This is a genomic window from Pedobacter sp. Leaf132 (genome assembly GCF_920984695.1).
GTDB lineage: Bacteria > Bacteroidota > Bacteroidia > Sphingobacteriales > Sphingobacteriaceae > Pedobacter.
The window spans coordinates 83,224-99,477 of record NZ_CAKLBO010000013.1 but is presented as its reverse complement, the minus strand read 5'-3'; the positions used below and the strand labels follow the sequence as shown (position 1 = coordinate 99,477).

Below are 16,254 nucleotides of genomic sequence, written 5' to 3'. Positions count from 1 at the left end.
GAATTAATTGCCCAAGCTATTGTAGCGGCAACTTAATAATTCTGATGTTATCATGGTAAGCAATACGGATCAAGGGTGCTTGAGTTACATAAACTCCCCATTTAATGTAGCCTACATTTCCAACACTTACATCGCCAGCAAACGTGAGATAGTTCGTTTTTTCATCAACCAGAACATAATTATTTTGTCCTGGAAGCTTCATATAGGTTTTCATGTAGCCTGTATTATTGTCTGCCCATAGTACATCTACCCTAAAATTTAACCATTGGTTTACATAAGGGCGTAAATCTGTAATAATGTCTTTTATTGAAGTGGAACCTTCATATCTTAAACGCATCGCATTTCTTGCAGTTCGAAATTGTAGTGGAACGCCAGATCCGGATGTAGAATTGCCCGATACTTTTAGTTGGTATATTGTTGTTTCGTAGGTAGATCCAGAAACCCAGGGTGTCCAGTCCTTTAATAAAACACTGAATTCGTAACGACGTTCATCGCCAGGGAAAAACCTTGCACTCTGTATATCGACTGCGTCACTTTCACTTCTTATGTTTCCATCAGAATTGTACGCGGTATCGCCATATACGATTTTATGAGCAATGGCAAAGTTGCTGCCATTATTTGCAGGATTTACTATATATGCAGCATCTGCGGCACTTGCATGCGTGGCTGTTACGCCCGTAATCCCTGAGTCAAAAGTACCAGTTTCGTAATTTACATTAAGGATTGTATCACCATTATTAAATGTGTCACTCGCTTTCTTAACATTGTTTTCATTATTCAAGGATAGCGTTGAAACACTATCTTGACTTTCAACAGCACTTTCTTTACTACACGACATCGCTAGAAGCGTAATAAATATCAGAAGTTTGTGCGACGTAAGATTTATGTTTTTCATTATTCCCTTTGGTTAGATTGTGTTTAATAATTAGGATGCGACAAACAGCCTTTACTGATTAATGTTGGTTTTAACATTTTGGCTTTTTCCGTTGATCATCAATTCGAAATCTATTTTACCTTGAACAAAGTCATTTCCAGTATTTTCCTTCATCGTTATCTCAGGTGCTTTTGTACCTGTAAAAGGATAAACTACGCTGATAAAATATGGTGTTTTTGCATCAATCTTCTGTTTTTGGAAGGCTACTGCCGGACGAGTCATTTCTTTTCTATACTCGTAAGAAACTTTACTTTGCTCTTCTAACAAGGCTGTGTTTTCTGGGTTAAGCAATTGTATCAATAAGTTGTTGCCATCGCCGTAGGTGGTATATATTAGGTGTTTTGATTTGTAGTAAATAGGCTTGGCATCTTCTTTTAAATGAAAGCGGATATCTAATTTCCCTTTTGCAGATCCAATTGCTCTATCTATGATGATAAAATATTTTTGATCAATAAATAAAACAGTTCGCTGATGATCTAAATTCTTATAACTCGGGTTGGTAAATGTCAATACATCCATCATTTTACCCGTTTTCCATTTATTTTGTTTAGCATTTGTGATGACCATATTCTGATCATCCAATGTTAGTGTATTATGCATTTTGGTTTGGCGATATTGTTCACGAAGCTTGTCAATTTCTGCATCGCCACTGTAAACAAAAGCACCTGCATCAGGCATAAAATTTCTACCCTTTACATAAAGCTCAAATGTACCATTATCGGGTTGCGCATGGAATTCTCCAGGAGGGCTAGCCTTTAAAACCATCACTGTTGATTTATCGTTCCATCCGTTTCTGAAAGTATAAAAACCAGCGTTGCTCGATGCATGGGAAAGGTGATCAGGTAATGCTCCTTCTTTCCCTTCTGTGGCAAAATATTGAATTACCTTATTCTCGGGAAAGATTTTTGCCCAATTTTGATATTGTTTAATTCTTCCTGATTTGTTAGCAATCCATGAATCTCCAAACATTGGCGCATTATAATCTGGGAAAGAAAAATCAATATTAGCCATGATCATGTGCTCAATAGTCTTGCTAAAAGTTTCTGGGAATTCACTTTCAACACCAGCCATTTTAGCGGCGTTGTAAGCTTTTAGAAAGATATCAATAGATGCAATATGATATACAGGGGATAACTCAAACTGTACCCCATCGGCATAAACCTGCTTTTTGATTTCTGTATTTAATATATCTATTCCGCTCTTTCTCCAGAATGGCGATTCTTTAAATTCAGGAAAAAACGCTCCTGCAAATAATACTCGCTGGGCTTCAAACAATAAATGATTGCCTTCTTTGGAATAATGCTGTGGAATATAATCCGCTTGCTGGTGAAATGATTTCAGGAACTCCATTAAAAATGCTGGAGTAAAATGAGTTGAAGATAGAAATAAGTTGAAGGTTCCAGGCAAGCTTTGTACTCTTTCCGAAACTTCCAGTGGCCTCCATGCATAGGCATCATTATCTGCAGAAAGGCCTAATGGGTTTTTCTTAACCCAATCGCGGAATTGATAAACCCATTCCGCTGCATATCTTTCATCTCCCGAGCTTCTATAGGCTAATCCCATAGTTTGCCACCAGTATACGCGATGCAGCTGCCACCTTACCTCGTTATCTTTTACCGGCCAGAGCTGCCAATTGATGTCTTTTCCATAATCGAAAAATCCGTAACCTTTATGTGGCTGGAATTTATGAAGCAATGCGTTATCTGCTTTCTCTTGGTTTGCTGCCCCTATTGATTTTCCTTTGAAACGCTGCTCATCTGCGATATTGAATTCAGGATGGCGAATTTTTTTTCGGTTGCGGTAATATAACAACAGTTCTTTGGCAGCATCATCATACTTGGCAGATTGAAAGCGTTGATTTACTCTTTCCAGTCCATGGTAGGTTAAGTTAATATTGCTGAAGTCTTCTTTTGAAATCGGACCTTCCTGCGCCTTCAAACTTACAATGAACCCTAAAAGAATTGCGAGGGTAATATATATTCTTAGTTTCATGGTTAAGGTTTTTTGAATATTTTTGAATCAATTTTTTTGATTTCTTTATAACGTTTCAGCGCTTCCAGGTAGTAGTAATCTGCATAGTCTAGTGGCGTATCAATCTCTGAATTATAAAGGAAAGCACCAACACTGTGTTTCAAAATAAAATATTTGTTTTCACCAGGTTTCGCCAGATAATCATCAGATGAAAGGGATTTTAGAATATCTTCTGCATAAGTGAAATATTTCTGACCATCTTTAACTTGAGTACTCAGTTCTAATAATCCTGATGCAATCACGGCTGCGGCTGAAGCATCTCTCGGCGCTTGCTCTGCGGTGTCAAGGGCGTTATGAACATCGAAATCCCAAACAGGTACTTTGTCTTTTGGCATTCTCGGATGATTCATAATAAAAGATGCAATGTGTTCAGCTTGTTCTAAAAATATTTGATTTTTGGAATTGGCGTAGCACATGGCGTATCCATAAAGTCCCCATGCTTGCCCGCGGGCCCAGGCCGATTCATCAGTTAATCCCTGGTGTGTGGCCTTGCGAATGACTTTACCTGTTTTAGGATCGTAATCTACAACATGGTACGAACTATAATCTTTCCTGAAATGGTTTTTAATGGTGGTTAAAGCATGAGCATTTGCAGCATTAGCGTAATTGGGCTGTTTAAGAAAATCTGAAGCCCAATATAAATATTCCAAATTCATCATGTTGTCAATGATTACAGGATAATTCCACCATGCAAAATCCCAAGAACGAATAACTCCTATTTTAGGGTCAAAACGGTTCAATAAATGCTTTGCCCCGTCTTTCAGCACTGGTAGATATTCTGTGTCCCCAGTAATGCGGTATGCATTTCCATAAGAACTGTAGAGCATAAAACCAACATCATGTGTATTGGTAATATACCTTACAGAATCTAAAGCTAAAGTAAAGCGCTTGGCATCAGCGGCAAGGATTTTATCTCCCGTAAGTTCATAACCATACCATAACGAACCTGGAAAAAATCCAGTTGTCCAGTCTTTGTACGGTGCTAGCCTGACCGTTCCATCAGGATTCACAGAACGCGGATTTTTTCCGGGCTTGTAGGTATTTGCTGCTTTTTTAAGTTGAAGCTCGACTACACGGGTTGCTTTGGAAAACCATTGCGTTTCTTGTTGTGCATAACTTTTAAATGTCAGGGCACTGATAAAGAATATGGTTAGAATTTTTTTCATTTGATAGATGTATCTTTTTGCTGGTTGAATAATCTGCTTAATAAGCAATTGTGAAATTAAGGTAGGCGATGCATTTTTGATTTTGATTTTAGTTAAAATGCTTTTGATTTTGATTAAGATTTTTTTTGGCTTAAACCTATTTCAAATGCCTTCTGTGGAAATATTTTACCACATTAATAATTGTTAGCATTAGTCAAAACTTAAATACTTTAGGCTAAAATCGAAATTATAAGTTTTGAAATGCACCTACTTTAGGGTTTGATTATGTTACTCATCGCAAGTCGACACTGATCATAAATTATCTCAACCTAAATAATGTTTTAAACATGAACCAATTAAATGCAATAGGTATCGACGTTGGCGGATCTTCAATAAAGTGTGGTGTCGTAAATGCCCAGGGTAAAATTTTGTACTCAACAACTTTTTCGCTAAGAAATGTAAAAACACATGGCGCTGTAATCGGTTATATGACCGAAGCCATTAAGGATTGTGCCAAAAGATATGATAATTCAATTCTTGGGGTAGGAGTAGGATTTCCAGGTATCATTGAGAATAATGTAGTAATTGCTGGTGGAATCAATTTGCCAGGTTTTAAAAATGTAGAACTTGGAAATATACTGAAACTAGTTACCCGCAAAAACATTATTATTGATAATGATGCGAACTTAATGGGCTTAGGTGAGCTGACTTATGGTGCGGCGAAAGATTGTAGTGATGCGGTGTTTATCACAGTAGGTACCGGAATTGGCGGTGCGGTATTGATTGACTCCAAACTTTATGGCGGGTTTAAGAACAGGGGAACGGAATTGGGACACATTATCGTAAATCATAAAGGTAGGGCTTGTGCATGTGGGGCCAGGGGATGTTTGGAAGCCTACGCTTCTGTTACAGCAATGGTCAATCACTATCAATCTATCCGTACAGATGCTCCTGATAATGTTGATGCAAAATATATCGTCAGTAAGTACATGTTAAGGGAAAGCGATGCCTTGGAGGTGATGGAATCCCATTTTGATTATATGGCAACAGGTATTGTAAGTTTTATCAACCTGTTCAATCCCCAAAGGATAATTATTGGGGGAGGCATTAGTGAGTCGGGTTCCTTTTACATCAGGGAAATTGAAAAACGTGTCTTGGCATTGGCTGTACCAACAGGACCAGGATCAGCCCAAATTGTTGCTGCTGGTCTTGGTAACAAAGCAGGGTTATTAGGCTGTGCAGCAAACGTATTTCAAAAGTACGGCGTATCTGAAGCTATAAATCAAAAAATGGTAGTTTAAACTTTCAATTAATCAATATTGATAATATTTTAATCAAATTTAAAACTCAAAATGGATGCTATAACCTAGATTCGTTTTTGAAAATAACCAAATATTTGCAGTCAAATTTCAGCAAATATAACATCGATACAACTAACCAACATATTTTAGAATAAATACCAAACTAACCTAACTGAAATGAAAAAAATCGTACTTATGCTGTGTCTGCTATGCTTAGCTACTTTATCACAAGCTCAAAATGTGATTACGGTAAAAGGCGTAGTCAGAGATGGAACTAACCAACCTATCCCAGGTGCGACAATCCTTGAAAAGGGAACTAAAAATGCGGTTGTCTCTGACCAAAATGGAACCTATCAAATTAAAGTAGCGGAAACTGCTATCCTGGAATTCAGATTTATCGGCTCAAAAACATTGGAAATAAAGGTCAATAACAGAAATAATATAAATGCAAAACTCACAGACGAAGCTAATAACTTAAACGAAGTTGTGATAACCGGCTATGGACAAGAGACCACAAGAGGTAGTCTAACCGGATCTGTATCCTCCATCAGTGGTACTGAAATTGCCAAAGTTCCTGTTCAGAACGTCGCTCAGGCTTTACAGGGTCGGATTGCCGGAATGCAGGTAACGGTGGGTAGTGGCGATCCAGGCGCAGAACCCTCAATAAAAATCAGGGGTGGAACTTCCATCACGCAAAGCAATGAACCTTTATATGTAGTAGATGGGGTGCCACAGACTGAAGGATTAGCATTTTTAGATCCAATGGATGTGGAATCAATCGATGTATTAAAAGATGCTTCTGCTACCGCAATATATGGAGCCCGTGGTGCCAATGGAGTGGTTTTAGTGACGACCAAAAAACTTAAAGGCGGAAAAACCACCATTAACTATGATGGATATGTGGGTCCCAGAATCACCAGCAAATATTTGCCTGTATTGAGTCCGCTTCAGTATGCTCAGTATGCTTATGAAAATTCAGTTCGGGATGCGACAAGGCTTCAGCGCTTCATTACTACATACGGCTCTTTTGATTCCTTACAATTGAATTATGGTAATCGGCCTGGAATCAACTGGCAGGATGAAGTTTTAGGCAAAACAGTAATGAATCAATACCATAAAATCAGCATTAATGGTGGTAATAGCGATATCAGGTACAACCTTTTTTATTCTAAAAATAAAAATGATGGACTATTACTGAATAGTGGTGCAAATAAAGATATCGCTAAACTGACCGTCACCAATAATATTGGAAAGAAAGGCGTGGTAACCGGTATTGTGAATTATTCAAATCAGGCAATTTATGGCACCGGTGGAACGCAGACTGGGGGTAATGCCAGATTAAGTTTCTTGCAAACATTACTTCAATACCGTCCAATAAATGGTAAAAACAACAATGATCTTGATTTATTAGATGATACAGTAGACCCTTTGGATAACCAGGGAAATCCAGCTTTCCAGAGCCCTTTAGTTGCCCTTAATTCACGTGAGGTCAATCAATCGATAAAAAGTCTGAACGCAAGTGCCACCGCAAGATATAGTATTCTGGATCATCTGACTTATAACGGATTAATTAGTTATACCAGTCAAACCAATAAGGTCAAAACCTTTATTGATGCTACCAATATCCAGGCGATTCGTGCAGGTGGGCCAAATGGAAGCATTAGTGATGCATTATCACAACGCCTCTCTTTTAATAACGTATTCACCTATGCTAATACATTTTCTAAAGACCATAAAATGGATGTCTCTCTGGGGCAGGAATATGTTTATAATTATTTGGAAAACTTTTCAGCATCGGCAAGTGGATTTCCGGCGGTGAATAATGGTTTTGACAATCTTGGTGCTGGTACCGTGGCTGGCTTTCCATCATCTTATGCTGAGGATGATAAACTTCTGTCATTCTTTGCACGAGGAAATTACGCTTATAAAGGCAGATACTTATTGAGTGCTTCTATAAGAAGAGACGGATCTTCTAAATTTGGAACCGAAAATGTGTTTGGCTATTTTCCTTCAGCAGCAGTGGCGTGGAGGGTAATTCAAGAGCCTTTTATGGAAGGAAACAAGGTTTTTTCTGACCTGAAATTGCGGGTAAGTTATGGAAGTTCGGGTAACAACAGAATTGCTAATTATGCATCGCTAAGTACATTTGTAACAGGTAATTATCCTTTAAACAATCAGATTATCAGTACCTCTTACCAATCAAATTTATCCAATCCGTTTTTAAAATGGGAAACCGTAGTACAAAGTAATGTGGGTTTAGATTTAGGTTTATTGAAGCAAAGAATAACCCTTACTACAGATGTTTACGATAACCGTTCAAAAGATCTACTTTATAATACCCGTATTCCGGCCAGTTCCGGTTTTACAACGCAGCTCCAAAATATTGGTGAAACTTCCAGTAAGGGAATTGAATTTACGCTAAACACCGTAAATATTAGGAATGCAGCTTTCCAGTGGAATACCAATTTCAACATCGCCTTCAGCAAGACAAAAGTTTTAAAATTAAGTAATGATGAAAATTCATTGTTGGTGAGTAGTTATAATACTTCTTTTAATGATTATATCTTGCAGGTTGATCAACCTGTTGGTATAATGTATGGTTATACCAGTGATGGATTATATCAAGTAAATGACTTTAATTTTAATGCCACAACAAATACTTACACGTTAAAAACTGGTGTGGTTAATAACGGTACTATTGTGCAGCCGGGCTATGCTAAGTACGCCGATTTAAGTGGTCCCAATGGCACACCAGATGGCCTTATCAATGATTTCGATCGTACGATTATTGGAAATGCGAATCCGAAATTTACCGGCGGTATCAATAATAACTTTAGTTATAAAGGAATCGATTTAAGCGTCTTCCTGGATTTTACTTATGGAAACGACATTTATAATGCAAACATTCAGAACAATCTGGCCATATCAGGTGATTATAACAGTAATCTTGCATTTCAGGCAGACAGGTGGACCAATATAAACGCAGCAGGCCAAGTGGTAACCAATCCAACTGAATTAGAAGCATTAAACAATGGAAAAAATACGGTGGCTTCCATCGGCGGCGTAACTGCTGGTCGTTTAACCCGCTACGCGATAGAAGATGGTTCTTTTTTAAGAATCAACAACGTAAGCTTAGGTTATACACTTCCAAAGAAATGGCTGGAGAAAGTAAGAATTAAGAATGCACGAGTATATTTCACAGCTTATAATCTCCATGTATTTACCAATTATTCCGGTTACGACCCGGAAGTAAGTGTTATCAATAATCCATTAACGCCAGGTGTAGATTTCAGTGCCTATCCAAGAGGCAAATCTTTTGTAGCTGGTTTAAATTTATCCCTTTAATATCGTTCGAAATGAAAACTATTAATATCAAAATCAGTAAAGTTTTAGTTATTGGCCTTATTGCGCTGATGCCACTAGCTTCCTGCAAAAAATCGATTGAAACCGAACCTTATTCCTCTTTCACTTCCGCCAATTATTTCCGCTCTGCTAGTGAGGCTTACTCGGCCACACTTGGCATCTATGAGGCTATGAAAAGTCCTAACACCTACGCGTGGCACATTCCATTGGTGTTTGACGCAGATACGGATGTGGAATTTTTGAGTCCAGGAACAACGGTAAATGATTGGAGGGAGGTTTCGCACTATTATTATCTTGCTGGAAACTCTTTGTTTTATGCTACCTGGTCAACACTATATGCGGGGATTGATCGTGCAAATGTGGTGATTGAACGAATTCCACAGATGGATTTATACAATAATGGATCAATAGGTGAGAAAGCTGATTTAAATAGAATGTTAGGCGAAGCAAAATTCTTAAGGGGGTTTTACTACTCTGAATTGGTTAGACTTTGGGGTGATGTACCTTTTAAAACCAAAAGTTCTGTTACCGGAGACGATTTAAGATTAGGTCTTACCGATCGCTTTGTCATTTACGAGCAGGTAATTAAAGATATGCAAGAAGCTATTGCGGTATTACCTGCATCTCTTCCAACTGATGAGCGCATTAATAAATTTGGTGCTAAGGCAATATTGGCCCGTGTGGCACTCTTCGCAGGTGGATATTCATTAAGAGCCAATGGCACGATGCAGAGACCGGGCGATTATACAAAGTATTATCAGATTGCACAAACTCAAGTAAATGAAGTGATTGCATCAGGGCTTTATCAGTTAAACAATAGTTATAGTCAGGTTTTCAAAAATCAATCGCAGCAGGTTTTTGAGCCTAAAGAAAGTCTTTTCGAAATTTCTTTTTATACTCCGGCTGTAACCACAACTTTCAGTTCAAGTTTTGGTTTTTTTAATGCCCCGCTAACTGCTACGGGTCTTTATGGTAGTACATTAAACAGGACTTTTGTACCAGCGTCCTTTTATACCAGTTTTGATAACGGGGATTTGCGTCGTGATTTTTCGATAGCGAGGTACAGTCTGGATCTGAATGGCAACAGGGTTCCCTTGCTAACAGCCAGGCAGGATGAAACCTGGACGCCAGGAAAATGGAGCCGTGAGTATCAGAAAAACTCTGCCTTGGAAAGAAGTTACACAAACATTAACTGTGTTGCGATGCGTTATGCAGATGTTCTGCTAATGAAAGCAGAAATTGATAATGAATTAAATAATGGGCCTACCACAGAGGCTTATGATGCAATCAACACCGTTAGGAGAAGAGCTTATGCAACCAACACTCCAGGAAGTGGCATTACCATTACGCTTGGTGCCGGTGGAACTGGATACACAGCCGCTACCACTATTAGCATTACTGGATCAGGTGTTGATGCTTCTGCAGTTCCGGTAATCACCTCTGGGAGGATTTCAGCTGTAACTATTTTAAATGCAGGAAGCGGCTACACTACTCCACCAACACTAACCATTAACGGTGTAGGCACTGGCGCCGTGCTAATTGCTGGCTTGCAAACCAAGCGTACAAATGCAACTGTAGATTTACCGATTGGATTATCGAAAGATGCATTCCTGCTAAGAATTCAAAATGAGCGGGCATGGGAGTTATGTTTCGAAGGTATGCGTAGATCTGATCTGATTAGATGGAATTTACTTGGTGATAAGATAAAATCAACCCAGGATGCAGTAAAAGCCATACGTGCGCAATACGCTTATGTAGCGAGTACCAACTTTGTAAAAGGCAAACATGAACTTTATCCGCTGCCGCAAAACGAATTGGATGTAAACAAAAATATTACTAGGCAAAATCCGGGGTTTTAATACGGGTCAACTAATTACTATGAATTGTTGGCATTTAAATCTAAATAATGTTAAAGTTATAATATGTTAAAAAAGTATGTAGCTTCATTCAGCCTAGCTTTCTTTTTAGTCATTGGTATAGCATCTGCACAATCCATAAAAACAGATAAAATGGACTGGTGGAAAGATGGCAAATTTGGTCTTTTTATTCATTGGGGTTTGTATTCAATAGGTCATTGGAAAAATGCGGCACAGAAAGGCAATGAACATTTTATGTACTTTGAGCGTATTCCAATAAAAGAATATACAAAAATAGCAGAAACATTTTATCCAAAGCAATTTAACGCTGATTTGTGGGTACTGAGGGCAAAAAAAGCTGGCATGAAGTACATAGTAATCACCGCCAAACATCATGATGGTTTTGCGATGTACAATTCACCCAGTAATAATTTTAACATTGTTAATCTTTCACCATGGCATAAAGATCCAATGGTCGATTTGGCCAAGGCATGTAAGAAATATGGTTTGAAGCTTTGTTTTTATTATTCTCTTGGCAGAGATTGGGAAAGTCCCAATACGGTGTGGAATAAGGTTGGTGCAAAATCAGGCAATACTTGGGATTATCCCAATGAAAGTAAGAAAGATTATCAAAAATATATTGACGAAAAGGTAAAACCACAGTTAAAAGAACTTTTAAGCCAATATGGCCCAATAGGAATGATTTGGTTTGACACACCAGAGGGAACAACGCCTTCACAGAGCGAAGATCTACGCAATTTTATCCTGCATATACAGCCGAATTGTATTATCAACAATCGTATAGGTAATGGTTTTGGAGATTATATAGTTTCCGAGCAGAAAATAAGTGCTGGTAAAGAAGTTCAGGCTTGGGAGGCCTGCATCACCATGAGCAGAAAATGGGGATATAGTAAGTTTGACAATGAATGGAAATCTCCCGAGCTTTTAGTTCGTCAGCTGGTTGAGGTTGTGTGTAAGGGTGGTAATCTTTTGTGGAATATTGGTCCAACAGATTTGGGTGAGCTTCCCCCAACCAGCGTTGCTAATTTAAAGGTTATTGAGCAATGGATGAAAGTAAACGGTGAGGCTATTTATGGAACGAAACCTTGGTCGGTACTTAATGAAAAAAGCATATCGTTCAATGGTAGCCAAGAAGACGTAATGGGTAAGTCGGATGCAGATTTAACATCTAAAAACATTTTTCCTGACTATTATTATAATCAAAAAGGAGAAAACGTTATCTATCTATTTGCTCGCAGTGTAAAGGAGAAAAAATTGCAGGTAGAGAGTTTAGTGAAGCAAGGCATTAAAATTAAAGCGATTAAGTTACTTGGCAATACTAGTAAAATATCGTGGGAGAACAAAAAGGATAAAACTACTATTGACATTCCAGAGGACTTTAAAGCAGTTTTGCCTGTTTATGTATTTAAAATAGAATTTTCTTGAAAACGATCTTAATATGAACAGACAAGTGCTTAATTATTCCTTACTGTTATTCTTAATGTTTTGCAATTTGAGTAACGCAGTTGCTCAGAATAAACAGCGTCCAAATATCCTCGTCATCATGACCGATCAGCAGACTGCTGAAGCCATGAGTGTTGCAGGTAATAAATATTTGAAAACCCCTGCAATGGATAAGCTTGCGAAAAATGGTGTCCGATTTACGAAGGCTTATTGTGCACAGCCATTGTGTACGCCATCGCGGTCTTCAATTTTAAGTGGTAAAATGCCTCATGAAACAGGTTTTGTAGGCAATGCGCCTGAAAAAGATGGACAATGGCCAGATAGCTTATTGATGATGGGTAAAATATTCCAGAATGGGGGTTACCAAACCGGTTATGTGGGTAAGTGGCATTTACCTGTGCCCACAGCTAAGGTTAGCCAACATGGATTTAACTACATAGAAAACACCAGTTTCTTAGATTATAACGACGCGGCAACTCCGTCATTTTGCGCCAGATTTATAAAGGAAAATAAAGATAAGTCATTTTTATTGGTTGCTTCTTTTTTAAATCCTCATGATATATGCGAATGGGCAAGGGGCGAAGCCTTAAAGATGGACGTTTTGGCAAATGTGCCACCGGTAGATGAATGCCCGCCCTTGCCAGCAAATTGGCGAATTCCCGAACTGGAGCCAAAAATCGTAAGAGATCAGCAAAAAACGGTTGGTTTACGAACCTATCCAACGGTTGGCTGGACTGGAGATCAGTGGCGTCAATATAGATGGGCCTATAACCGTTTAGTCGAAAAAGTGGACGGTTATATCGAAATGCTATTGGCCTCCCTTCAGAAATATGGGGTAGAAAAAAATACCATTATCATCTTTACTGCAGATCATGGAGATGGTTATGCAGGGCACAGCTGGAATCAGAAACAGATTTTATATGAAGAATCTGCAAAAATTCCCTTTATCATTTCCAAAATGGATGGGTCAATTAAATCCCGTACAGATGATATGCTGGTTTGCAATGGCATTGATATGTTACCAACAATTTGTGGTCTTGCCGCTGTAGAAAAACCAGGTTATTTGAATGGAGCAGATTTAAGTAAAAGGATGATTAATCCTAAAGTTTCACTTCGAGATACTTTAGTGATAGAAACGGAATTCGCCGATAATGAAGAATTGCTGGGGATTAATGGAAGAGCGGTCATAACAAAGGATTTTAAATATATCGTTTATAATCAGGGTCTTTTGCGTGAGCAACTTTTTGATCTGAAGAAAGACCCTGGAGAGATTCATAATCTGGCAAAGGAAAATGAAAGCAAAAATAAATTATTAAAAATGCAAGCCTACCTTAAGCAATGGTGCACAAAAAATGGCGATAAATTTAATTCAGGTTTATAGTAAAGCCTCTCAATATATTATAATGAAAATTTTTTTAGCAGTTTTTATTTCCTTGCTCTCAATTAACTCATTCGCACAGCAGCCAGCTGTAATACAAGTTAATGAATCAAAACTTCATGCCCGGGTACGGGAGTGGCCATATCCAGCTAATGGTATTACGGTTCCCACTAATGCACCAGCTTTATTGTGGCCGGGCACAAACGGTAAAATCAGGGTTTTGCCTATGGAAAGTGGTAGCGAGATTCCAGAAGATCCTAATATTGGAAACGTGAAATATAAAATAATGTTGGCCACCGATCCAAATTTTAAAACTAATGTGATTTTAGGTAAGGAACAGCGTTGGGCAGTGTATCCCTTACATCAGGCCTTGAAACCAGGTAAATGGTTTTGGAAATATGCTTACACACTTAAAAATAGCAATAATTGGATTTGGTCTGAAACCTACAACTTTTTAATAGATCCCAAGTACGCCAGTCTCCAAGTGTCTCCATCAATGGAAACCGTGCTAAAGCGAAATGAAGGGTCACATCCATTATTATGGAATATGAACCAGATTGGAGAAGATTTTTATAAAAAAAATCTTGATAACCCTGAAGCTAAAAAATTTATTGCTTTTGCTGAAAAATTGATGTTGGAGCCACTTCCTATTGAAAAACCTCAAAGAATTATTGATACCACAGGTAAAACGCATTTAGAAAAAAAGATTATTATCGAACGTATGTACCATGGCTTCGGGGATGCAGTAGGCACACCAGTTAGAAATCTTTGCATTGCTTTCCAGTTAACGAAAGATAAACGTTTTATTCTGGATGCAAAAAGAAGGGCATTGAATATTGCCAATATGAACCCGAATGGTTTGGCTACTGGTGATGATTTTACCAGTGGCGCAGTGTTAGAAGCTTTAGGTTGGTTTTATGATGCAGGTTACGATTATTTAAATCAAGAAGAAAAGCTCCAATTAAAAAATATCATTACACTCAGAGCGAAAAGAGTTTATGACCATCTTCCAAATCGTTTTGAACTTCATGTAAGCGATAATCATGTTTGGCAAATCACTTTAAGAAACCTTGCTATTGCAACAGTTTCAGTAATTAACGAAGTACCCGAAGCAAAAGAGTGGTTAACTTATATGTATGAAGTTTGGTCGGCAAGGTTTCCTGTTTTGGGTACAACTGATGGCGGCTGGCATGAAGGAAATGGGTATTTTAGGGTTAACTTTAAATCCATTATTTACCTCTCGCAAATGTTTGGCGATTTTAGTGGAGTAGACTATTTTAAGCTACCCTGGATGCAAAACCTGCCTTATTACCTGATTTATACCCATCCAAATGGTTCTGCATCGACCGCAACGGGTGATATGTGGGAAAACATTCCATACATTGTGAAAGGAGAAGCTTGGTTTGCAGACGCTCTTAGTATAAAAGTAAATAATCCCTATCTAAACAATTATGTAGCGAAGATAAAACTCGATAATCCTGAATTTTTTAAAGGAACGGATGATTATCTGCTGTTTAGACTTCTAAATTATAAGCCAAATCAAAACATCTCTGTAAAATCTTTTGATGACCTACCCAAAGCAAGGACATTTAGAGATGTAGGTGTTGTTGCCATGCATGAAAACCTCAACGATGCCAAAAATAATCTAAGCAGTTATTTGTTAAGCAGTCCATTTGGTGCATCTGGTCATGGCCATGCTTCACAAAACGCTTTCACCCTCAATTATAAAGGTAAGGTATTGTTTGGTGGAAGTGGGTATTACAGCAATTTTAGCGATAAACACAACCTTTTTTATTATAGAAGTTCTAGGGCGTATTCAACAATTTTAGCCGATAGCATCAGTCAAAAAATTGGTGAAGAAGGTTATGGTTGGATACCAAGATCAATCAACGGTAACCATATTCAGTACGCTTTGGGAGATGCGAGTAATGCCTACGGAAAAATCCAAAGTGAGTTTTGGTTAAACCGCTTTGATCAGCTCAAGGTTCAGCCAACTAAAGGAGATGTTTATGGTGAATCTGGAGTAACCTTGGATCGCCGACACATGCTTCAGCTTGCTGGAGAATATATTGTGCTATACGATGAATTATCTGCTAATAAGCCTGTAAAATGGACCACACAGTTTCATGCGCCATACAGTAAAATTCAAGCTGAAATTGCAAATTTTTCAAATCGAAAGGATTTTATTACAGAAAATGATTCAGTACGCAGCTTGGCCACGGTTTTTGCCAACAGTCCGATTAGCCTTGTGGTGCACAATCAATTTTCCGAACCTGCCGAAAACTGGAATAAGGTAACCGATGATGAGGGAAAAATTAAAGATTTCAAAAACCAGTGGCATGCAGGCATTACTTCTTTACCATCTAAGAATTTTAGGTTCTTAACCATCATACAAATTAAAACCGGTAAGGTGGAAGTGGTAAAAATGCCAAGCGATAACGAAGGAATTTGTGAAGTGAATGTAGGGGAGTGGAATATTAAGGCGCAATTGAACGGTGATAAAACGGCTGGATTAATAATCGATGGGTCGAAAAGCAAATCATTATTTACTTATGGTGATATGCCAGTCAAATTTCAGGGAAAAACTTTTATCTCAAAACTGAAGGGGAGTTCAATTCTGCTCGAAATTATCAATGGCAAGCTTATCAAAAAGGAAATAATAGATGAGTTACCTGATGTTTTAAAATACGATAAAGCTAATTAACGGTTTTGAATTAACCAATATAAAAAGTTTTTTAACTAAATTTTAAAGTGAATGGCTGCAGGAATAACTAATTTTATC

Annotated in this window: 9 protein-coding genes; 6 read left to right on the top strand and 3 right to left on the bottom strand. The window is 38.1% G+C overall.

What is annotated here, in order from left to right:
- Positions 1-16 precede the first annotated feature (16 nt).
- Genes LUA86_RS18135 through LUA86_RS18125 form a run of 3 tightly spaced genes read right to left on the bottom strand, consistent with a single transcriptional unit; the run spans position 17 to position 4,131 of the window.
- Positions 17-895, bottom strand: a complete 879-nt coding sequence (locus LUA86_RS18135) for a heparin lyase I family protein (protein ID WP_231465449.1) — start codon at positions 893-895, stop codon at positions 17-19.
- Positions 896-946: 51 nt separating this feature from the next.
- A complete protein-coding gene (gene hepC, locus LUA86_RS18130; RefSeq protein WP_231465447.1) occupies positions 947-2,926 on the bottom strand; it encodes a heparin-sulfate lyase HepC in 1,980 nt (659 codons plus the stop codon).
- Between the two features lie 2 nt (positions 2,927-2,928).
- A complete protein-coding gene (locus LUA86_RS18125) occupies positions 2,929-4,131 on the bottom strand; it encodes a glycoside hydrolase family 88 protein (RefSeq protein WP_231465445.1) in 1,203 nt (400 codons plus the stop codon).
- 326 nt (positions 4,132-4,457) lie between these two features.
- Here LUA86_RS18125 and LUA86_RS18120 point away from each other — a divergent pair, with 326 nt between their 5' ends.
- The 6 genes from LUA86_RS18120 (at position 4,458) to LUA86_RS18095 (ending at position 16,176) form a co-directional block, all read left to right on the top strand.
- Entirely contained in the window at positions 4,458-5,411 is a 954-nt protein-coding gene (locus LUA86_RS18120; protein ID WP_231465443.1) for an ROK family protein, read from the top strand.
- A 177-nt stretch (positions 5,412-5,588) separates the two neighbouring features.
- Entirely contained in the window at positions 5,589-8,756 is a 3,168-nt protein-coding gene (locus LUA86_RS18115) for a TonB-dependent receptor (RefSeq protein WP_231465441.1), read from the top strand.
- An 11-nt stretch (positions 8,757-8,767) separates the two neighbouring features.
- Positions 8,768-10,633 (top strand): RagB/SusD family nutrient uptake outer membrane protein, encoded by a 1,866-nt coding sequence (locus LUA86_RS18110; protein ID WP_231465439.1) that lies wholly within the window; start codon positions 8,768-8,770, stop codon positions 10,631-10,633.
- A 63-nt stretch (positions 10,634-10,696) separates the two neighbouring features.
- Entirely contained in the window at positions 10,697-12,076 is a 1,380-nt protein-coding gene (locus LUA86_RS18105; RefSeq protein WP_231465437.1) for an alpha-L-fucosidase, read from the top strand.
- Positions 12,077-12,143: 67 nt separating this feature from the next.
- The gene (locus LUA86_RS18100) at positions 12,144-13,475 is read left to right on the top strand and encodes a sulfatase (protein WP_231465436.1); all 1,332 of its coding nucleotides are present in this window, start codon (positions 12,144-12,146) and stop codon (positions 13,473-13,475) included.
- Positions 13,476-13,497: 22 nt separating this feature from the next.
- Positions 13,498-16,176, top strand: a complete 2,679-nt coding sequence (locus LUA86_RS18095) for a DUF4962 domain-containing protein (RefSeq protein WP_231465434.1) — start codon at positions 13,498-13,500, stop codon at positions 16,174-16,176.
- Positions 16,177-16,254: the final 78 nt, after the last annotated feature.